Raw genomic sequence first — 7,480 nt, forward strand, 5'->3', positions numbered from 1 at the left:
TTCTTACTCCTTTGTATTTGATTTCATTTTTAATTCTAATTCTTGTATTGCGACAACAACATCCACATTCTGTACTTCTACTCCCTGAGGTACAATGAAATGAGAGTGGGTGAAGTCTACAATGCCTTTAATCCCTAATGCTACTAAGCGGTCCACCATTTCCTGTACATTATCAGAAATTGCGAGAATCGCAATCTTACAGTCCTTAGGGAATGTTTTTTCCAAATCATCACTCTTATGAATCTTGACACCAAAACGTTCACCTTCAATATTAGCATCTTTATCATAAGCACAGACAATCTGTCCCACTGTATATTTCCAGCGGTTATATTTCAAAATAGCTGATCCTAAGTTACCTACACCAATGAGAATAATAGGTTCATCAAGTCCTAAACCTAAGAAATCACTGAGTGTTTCAATCATCTCTTTTGTATCATAACCATAGCCTCTTTTACCAAGTGTATTCTTCTGAGGCAAAAAGCCAAAATCACGACGAATAGTCGTATCCTGGATATGAGTAACTTCTGCAAGTTCACTCGATAAGAAGTTTTCCTTACCTTCATGTCCCATAACTCTTAAAGCCTTCAAATAAACAGGAAAACGTGTCATCGTCGCACGTGAAATTTTCTGTTTCTTTTCATTACTCATAGTTATCTCCTACACTTTCTGCCTCTAAGTCATAATCCGGCTTAACAGATAAGTCCAAAGGGGCAAACATATTATATTTATACATAATACTTGCAGCAGACGCAATCATTGCTGCATTATCTGTACAATACTTCAATGGTGGAAAAATAACAGGAATATCACTTGTACTCATTTTTTCTCTGAGACCTTTGTTCGCACTTACACCACCTGCTACAATAATCTGTTTTACACCAAGATCATGAGCAGCTGCTAAAGCTTTAGAAGCAATCGTATCCATAGCCACATCCTGGAATGAGCAGGCTAAGTCATTGCCATTGATTTCCTCTCCTCTTTGGTCTGCATTATGCTTTAAGTTGATGACAGCGCTCTTTAAGCCACTGAAGCTGAAGTTATAGCTTCCATCATCAAGTGGTTTAGGAAGTGTATAGCTATGAGTTCCCTCATGTGCCATTTTATCTAATACAGGTCCTCCAGGATATGGAAGATGTAAAACACGTCCTACCTTATCATAGGCTTCTCCAATCGCATCATCAAATGTTGTACCAATGACCTCAAAAGAGAATTCCTTTTTCATATAAACAAGTTCTGTATGTCCTCCTGAAACAACTAATGCCATTGCAGGATATTCAATATCATTTACTAGTTCATTGGCATAAATATGCCCCGCAATATGATGTACACCAATCAAAGGCTTATTTAAGTAAATAGCCAATGTCTTGGCTTCCTGCATTCCAACATGCAAAGAACCTACAAGTCCTGGTCCTTTAGTGACTGCAATTGCATCAATCTCCTCAATAGAAATATCTGCCTGACTAAGTGCTTCCTTTAAAACAGTGCTGACACATTCAACATGTTTACGACTGGCAATTTCTGGAACAACACCACCATATTGTTTATGGATATCAATCTGTGATGCAACAACATGACTTAATAACTCTTTTCCATCCTTAAGGATTGCAACACTCATTTCATCACAACTTGATTCAATAGCTAGAATAACAGCCATTATTTTTCCTCCTTTCTTACCATGAGATAGGCATCCTCATGGTCTGCATAATAATCTTTACGTATAGCACATATCTCATAGCCATACTTCTTATATAAACGAATCGCACGTTCATTTGATACACGTACTTCCAAACTATAATTCATACATCCTTTATTATGTCCTTCTTTTAATCCATAATCCATCAATAACTTAGAAAGACCTTTTCCCTGATAATTTGGATCAATACCAATTGTAGTCAGTTCACAGTTTTCATAAGCATACCAGAATCCTGCATAACCAACAATTTTGTCATCTACAAGAACATAATAATGAGCATAATCATTTGTCTTTAATTCATGAAGAAAATCTTCTTTAGACCAGGCAGGGGAAAACAATAACCCTTCTAGTCTTTCAATCTCATCAAGATCTTCTTCCTGCATTTTTCTTAATAACATGCTTTTTTAGCCTCAACATCTTTAATATAAGTTGGTACTAATAGATCAACATTCTTGATTGGATCAGCCATCTGAGCTAATGCATAAATATTAGCACAAAGATCACATTCTTTTTCATTTAATCCAAGACAGCCTACTTCACCTACAAGTTCAAAGTCTTCATATTCAGCACGTAATTGTGCAAAGTCTTCTAAAGTCATGACCTGTTCCTTAATTAAAGGAAGACCATTTTCATAAACACCAACAAAGACCTTATGTCCTCTTGCATCAATAACACTTAATGCCTGATTCATACCTGCATAAGCGGCTAAAGAGCTAACAGATTTAATCTTTACATCAGATACTGCAGCAAGTGTCTTGGCAATTGTCATAGCCACTCTGACACCTGTGTAAGAGCCAGGTCCTGATGTGATAATCATTTCATTGACATCCTTTAATGCAATATGATGACGATCAAGCACTTCCTTTAATGTAGGAATTGCTTTTTCTGATTGTCTTCTAGAACCTTTTTCCTGGAAGGCTTCTAGACACACATTATCCTGATATAAGCCTACAGCTAAATAACTATTTGATGTATCCATCACTAAACTAATCATGCGTAACCTCCCTCACATAGTTCTCATATTTTTCACCGATAGGATGAAGTTTTAAAGAACGTGTTTCATCTTCATTCTTTATTATTTCTATTTCTAATCTTTCTTCTGGAATAATGTCTTCAATAAACTGTGGCCATTCAATCACACATAAGCCATCATCTTCAAACATCTCTTCAAAGCCCAGATCATCATCTGCCCCTTCTAGGCGATATGCATCAAAATGATAGAGGGTCATACGTCCAGAATAAACCTTCACAATAGTAAAAGTTGGAGAATTGATGATCTTCTTGATTTCAAGTCCCTGTCCTATTCCTTTTGTGAATGTAGTCTTACCAGCCCCTAAATCACCTGTTAACGTGATAATAGAATGGGGAAAGATTGTTTCTCCAATACGTTTACCAAAAGCAATCATTTCAGCTTCATTTTTTAAGTTTATCATTTTTAGTTCCTCTATTTTTCATCATCTGCTGATACTTATTATACCACTCCTGGGCAAATCCTGCACGAAAAGGGCCAGATGCATTCATCGTCATCACAATCAAACGATTGAGCTGTTCATGGAATATCTCATCTAATTCATCTGAATATTGATATTTAATACGATGAGCCGCATATTCACCTTCATCTAATACCTTATATCGATAGCCAGGCCATACCTTTAAATCTAAATCATAATCAATATATTTAAGTGCTTCTCCATCATATAATATAGGAGAGGCAATATTACAATAATAATAGATACCATCACTTCTAATCATACAAATGACATTATACCATCTATCCTTAGGAAAATAACAGATAGCTGGTTCTTTAGTGACCCAGGAACGACCATCTGATTCTGTAACTAATGTATTATTATTTATACCGATAAAATGGCGATCTGTTTCTTCTAATATCTTACAGCGTGACCACGTACGATGTGGTTTACCGTCATGTTTATAGCAATGGATGAGCACATCCTGCCCCACTAATGAATTCTTCATAATCAAACCTCTTTCAACCTATCGAATATCATAGCAAAAAACAGGTGAAATGTACATAAACCTCACCTGTTTTTTCCTAAATAAAGCCTTTTTAAGTGATCGTTTTGTGTTAAAAGTAAAAAAACAGTGGTTTCCCACTGTTAAATAGCCTTAAATGCTTTCTGAAGTTTTGGATAAATAAGTGCAAACACTACATAAGTTAAAATAAGTGTACCTACATTATAACCAATATTATATAAGAATGAATAAACCCAAGGATTCATGTTCTTAGGTGCATAGCTTGCAAATAATACAGCACCAGATAATAAATGTGAAATAAACTTAAGAATCATTCCTACAAAAATACCTGTGTAAACTTCAGTCTTACCTAATTTAAAATTAGGAATAAAGCCTGCAATACCAAGTGCTGATAATGGTACAAGATAGTCTAATACAACAGACCAAGGTCCATAATATGAAGCAAGACCTAATACAAACTGCATAGCAGTGGCACCAACACCGACAATAATTCCATACTGTGCACCCATCAAATAACTTGCAAGTACGATTGGCAATAAACTTAAAGTAATAGAACCACCTTCTGGCTGTCCTGGAACCACCTTAAATAGTACTTCTAGAACTAACTGCATAGCGATAAATAATGCAACATAAGCAATTGCTTTAGTGGATAATGTCTTCTTATTCATTTATAAATCTCCCCTTTCCAATGACTAAGATGACGCAAAGAAGTCACTAAAAAAGTACGGCCTCTCTACGCTGGTATTACCCAGATCAGATGCTAAGGGACAAGGCTTTCACCTATCTCAGCAATAAATGCGCCCCTGGCAGTAATGATTATATTACAGAACATTCTTTTTGTCACGTAATCTAAATTTGTAGTAGAAATGTTAGGGGTTTCTGTTTATAATAGGGGTGTTTAGGAGGATATAAGCATGTCAAAAGTTTTAGCAGTTAACTGTGGAAGTTCTTCATTGAAGTTCCAGTTATTTGAAATGGATACTGAAAGTGTTATCACTTCTGGTATTATTGAAAGAATCGGTATGGAAGATTCAATCTTCACTATCAAGTATAATGGTACTAAAGATAAGAAGGTCTTTGCAGTTCCTACTCACAAGGAAGCAGTACAAGTATTACTTGATACATTAATTGAAAAGAAGATTGTTGAACATTTAGATGAAATCAAGGGTATTGGTCATCGTGTTGTACAAGGTGGTCCTTATTTTGATGGGTCTTGTGTTGTAGATGATGATGTGATCGCTAAGATTGATGAATTATCACCACTTGCACCACTTCATAACCCTGCACATATTATTGGTATCAAAGCATTCAAGGAAGCTATTCCTACTGCAGGTGCTGTTGTAGTATTTGATACAGCATTCCATCACTCTATTAAACCTGAAAACGCCGTTTACCCAATTCCATATAAGTTCTATGAAGAAAACAAGATTAGAAAATATGGTGCACATGGTACTTCTCATTACTATGTATCAAAGCGTACTCAGGAATTATTAGGCAACCCTGAACATGCTAATATTATTGTATGTCATTTAGGTGCAGGTGCTTCACTTTGTGCTGTAAAGGATGGTAAATCTATTGATACTTCTATGGGTCTTACACCTCTTGCTGGTGTCATGATGGCAACTCGTTCTGGTGATATTGATGCATCTGTTGTAGACCACTTAATTGAAAATCTTGGATATGATATGAAGACTGTATTCAAGATGTTAAATAAGGAATCTGGTTTATTAGGTGTATCTGGAGTGTCTGGTGATATGAGAGATATCATTGATGCAAAAGATGCTGGTAACCAAAGAGCCGAATTAGCTTTTAACATGTTTAGAAAACGTGTTGCTGATTATATTGGTTCTTATTTTGTAGAACTTGGACATGTTGATGCAATTTCATTTACAGCTGGTATTGGTGAAAACAGCTTTATCGCAAGAGAAGCAATTATTGATCTAATAAAAGAAGCATTAGGCATCGTATTAGATGATAAGGCTAATGTAGAAGGTCATGGTGAAAGATTAATTTCTGCACCTGAATCTAAGATCAAGGTATTCGTAATACCAACTGATGAAGAATTAGTGATTGCAAGAGATACAAAAGAATTATTAAACTTATAAGATAAGTGAGCATCGCTTTAAGGCGATGCTCATTTTTTGTTATAAAAATGTGGTATCGTTAAACGTTTTTTTACAGAATCTAAAAAAGCCAGTACTGGATATCAAAAATCCCACACTGACGTAATTATTTTTCTAATTATAGAATACCTGATTGTCAACTCTAGAAATGCTGATTTATATTTTCATTTTCATTCTTTTTGTGAAATTCTTTCAAATCTAATTCACGTTTCAATTCTTCCTCTGACGGCAGATAGGTGAAATATTTCGATGCAAATATCTGGTGATTATCTTCAGGAAGTGTATATTTTACAATAGAATCTCCCTTATCTGCACAAAGTACAATCCCTATAGGCTGCGTATCACTTTTATTCATCATTTCACGAGTATAATAATTCACATACATCTGCATTTGTCCTAAATCCTGATGAGTCAGTTTTCCCATTTTCAAGTCAACAAGAACAAAGCATTTCAAAATATAATTGTAAAATACAAGATCAATAAAAAAATCTTGTCCATCCAATGTAAATCTCTTTTGGCGTGCTACAAAGGAAAATCCTCTTCCAAGTTCCAAAAGGAAATGTTGAAGATGATCAATCAATGCCTTTTCCAAATCTCCTTCATACACATGAGTGTCCGGCTGAATTTGCAGGAATTCCATGACATAAGGATCTTTCACTATTTTCTCATATTCTGGTTTTGGCTCCGTTGTCTGAATTTCTTTTGCAACTGCAGTCTTATCCTGGCTTGCTAAAACACGCTGATAATACAACGTGTTAATCTGTCGTTCTAGCTGACGAACACTCCATGCTGCTTTTGCACATTCCTCCATATAAAACGTTCGTACCTGTTCATCATTTATACGCATCAAGACACGATAATGTGACCAGCTCAATTCAGGACACAGTGTGTCTCGAATTGGAAAAGTGCAATAAAACTGCCTCATCTTACGAAGATTTGATTTATCAAAACCTTTTCCAAACTCTGCTGTCAGCTGCTTTGAAAGATATTCCAATAATCTCTTTCCATATTCTGCACGATCATTTTCTCCACATGCTTTAAAAATCTGTTCTCCAATTTCCCAATAAGTTGTTACCATAGCAGAATTTACGGCTGTGCTCAAACGATGCTGTGCAGATACAATAGAATTACGAATGGAATGATAAGTCTGTTCTGCATTTTGATTTTTTTGTAAATCATAATCCATGCTCTTACTCCCCCCCCTCTGTATATTTAGGAAAAGAAGCTTCCTATATATCTTATACCCTCACTATTCCAAAATTTCTCAAACAAATTCTGCCGTTTCTTTAGATGAATATCTTTTTACAATCATAGAACAACCAATTGTTAATTCTACAAATGTGAATTTGAGCAAAAGAAAAGGAACTTCAATGTCTAAAATGGACCCTGTAAAAAGGACACGATAAAAAAAGGATATTTATTTCGTTAAAATGGCCCCTGTAAAAAGGACACGATAAAAAAGGATATTTATTTCGTGACCCTGTTTTACAGGGTTTTTATTTTGCGTAGTATAATGATTATAGAATGGTGGTGTTATTATGGGAGTAAACTATTTTAGTGATGAACAAGTAAAGGAACTCGAAAAGAATCCATATGTAAAGAAAGTATCTATCAAAAGCATAACCTATTCAGAAGAATTCAAAGAACTCTTCTGGATTGATTTACAGAA

At 35.2% G+C, this 7,480-nt stretch carries 10 protein-coding genes and 1 riboswitch; of the genes, 2 read left to right on the forward strand and 8 right to left on the reverse strand.

All coding sequences use genetic code 11. The features are described 5' to 3' along the window. Nucleotides 1–3 precede the first annotated feature (3 nt). The 7 genes from H8909_RS08010 to H8909_RS08040 form a co-directional block, all read right to left on the reverse strand. Entirely contained in the window at nt 4–648 is a 645-nt protein-coding gene (locus H8909_RS08010) for a redox-sensing transcriptional repressor Rex (RefSeq protein WP_022424247.1), read from the reverse strand. Further along, complete coding sequence (tsaD, locus tag H8909_RS08015; RefSeq protein WP_022424246.1) at nt 641–1,654, reverse strand: tRNA (adenosine(37)-N6)-threonylcarbamoyltransferase complex transferase subunit TsaD; 1,014 nt, start codon at nt 1,652–1,654, stop codon at nt 641–643. The genes H8909_RS08010 and tsaD overlap by 8 nt, the downstream gene beginning before the upstream one ends. Beyond that, a complete protein-coding gene (gene rimI / locus H8909_RS08020) occupies nt 1,654–2,091 on the reverse strand; it encodes a ribosomal protein S18-alanine N-acetyltransferase (RefSeq protein ID WP_187012454.1) in 438 nt (145 codons plus the stop codon). Before rimI ends, tsaD begins: the two co-directional genes overlap by 1 nt. Then, nucleotides 2,082–2,687, reverse strand: a complete 606-nt coding sequence (tsaB, locus tag H8909_RS08025) for a tRNA (adenosine(37)-N6)-threonylcarbamoyltransferase complex dimerization subunit type 1 TsaB (protein WP_187012455.1) — start codon at nt 2,685–2,687, stop codon at nt 2,082–2,084. The genes rimI and tsaB overlap by 10 nt, the downstream gene beginning before the upstream one ends. Beyond that, nucleotides 2,680–3,126 (reverse strand): tRNA (adenosine(37)-N6)-threonylcarbamoyltransferase complex ATPase subunit type 1 TsaE, encoded by a 447-nt coding sequence (gene tsaE, locus H8909_RS08030; protein ID WP_006506925.1) that lies wholly within the window; start codon nt 3,124–3,126, stop codon nt 2,680–2,682. Before tsaE ends, tsaB begins: the two co-directional genes overlap by 8 nt. Further along, nucleotides 3,107–3,670, reverse strand: a complete 564-nt coding sequence (locus H8909_RS08035; RefSeq protein ID WP_006506926.1) for a DUF402 domain-containing protein — start codon at nt 3,668–3,670, stop codon at nt 3,107–3,109. Before H8909_RS08035 ends, tsaE begins: the two co-directional genes overlap by 20 nt. 140 nt (nt 3,671–3,810) lie before the next feature. After that, nucleotides 3,811–4,356 carry an energy-coupled thiamine transporter ThiT gene (locus H8909_RS08040; protein WP_187012456.1) on the reverse strand — a complete coding sequence of 182 codons (546 nt, stop codon included), beginning with the start codon at nt 4,354–4,356 and terminating at the stop codon, nt 3,811–3,813. A 45-nt stretch (nt 4,357–4,401) separates the two neighbouring features. Then, a riboswitch (TPP riboswitch) is annotated at nt 4,402–4,503 on the reverse strand. Nucleotides 4,504–4,602: 99 nt separating this feature from the next. On the opposite strand from H8909_RS08040, the gene H8909_RS08045 reads away from it, so the two are divergent. After that, nucleotides 4,603–5,793: an acetate/propionate family kinase gene (locus H8909_RS08045; protein WP_187012457.1), complete on the forward strand. Its 1,191-nt coding sequence runs from the start codon at nt 4,603–4,605 to the stop codon at nt 5,791–5,793. Between the two features lie 160 nt (nt 5,794–5,953). Here H8909_RS08045 and H8909_RS08050 read toward each other — a convergent pair whose 3' ends face one another. After that, nucleotides 5,954–6,997 (reverse strand): PDDEXK nuclease domain-containing protein, encoded by a 1,044-nt coding sequence (locus tag H8909_RS08050; protein ID WP_187012458.1) that lies wholly within the window; start codon nt 6,995–6,997, stop codon nt 5,954–5,956. Between the two features lie 352 nt (nt 6,998–7,349). Here H8909_RS08050 and H8909_RS13765 point away from each other — a divergent pair. Beyond that, nucleotides 7,350–7,480, forward strand: a 131-nt coding sequence (locus H8909_RS13765) for an HTH domain-containing protein (protein WP_369409821.1), incomplete at its 3' end; no start/stop codon positions are given.

This window comes from Catenibacterium faecis, from assembly GCF_014306455.1.
Classification (GTDB): Bacteria; Bacillota_I; Bacilli_A; order Erysipelotrichales; family Coprobacillaceae; genus Catenibacterium; species Catenibacterium mitsuoka_A.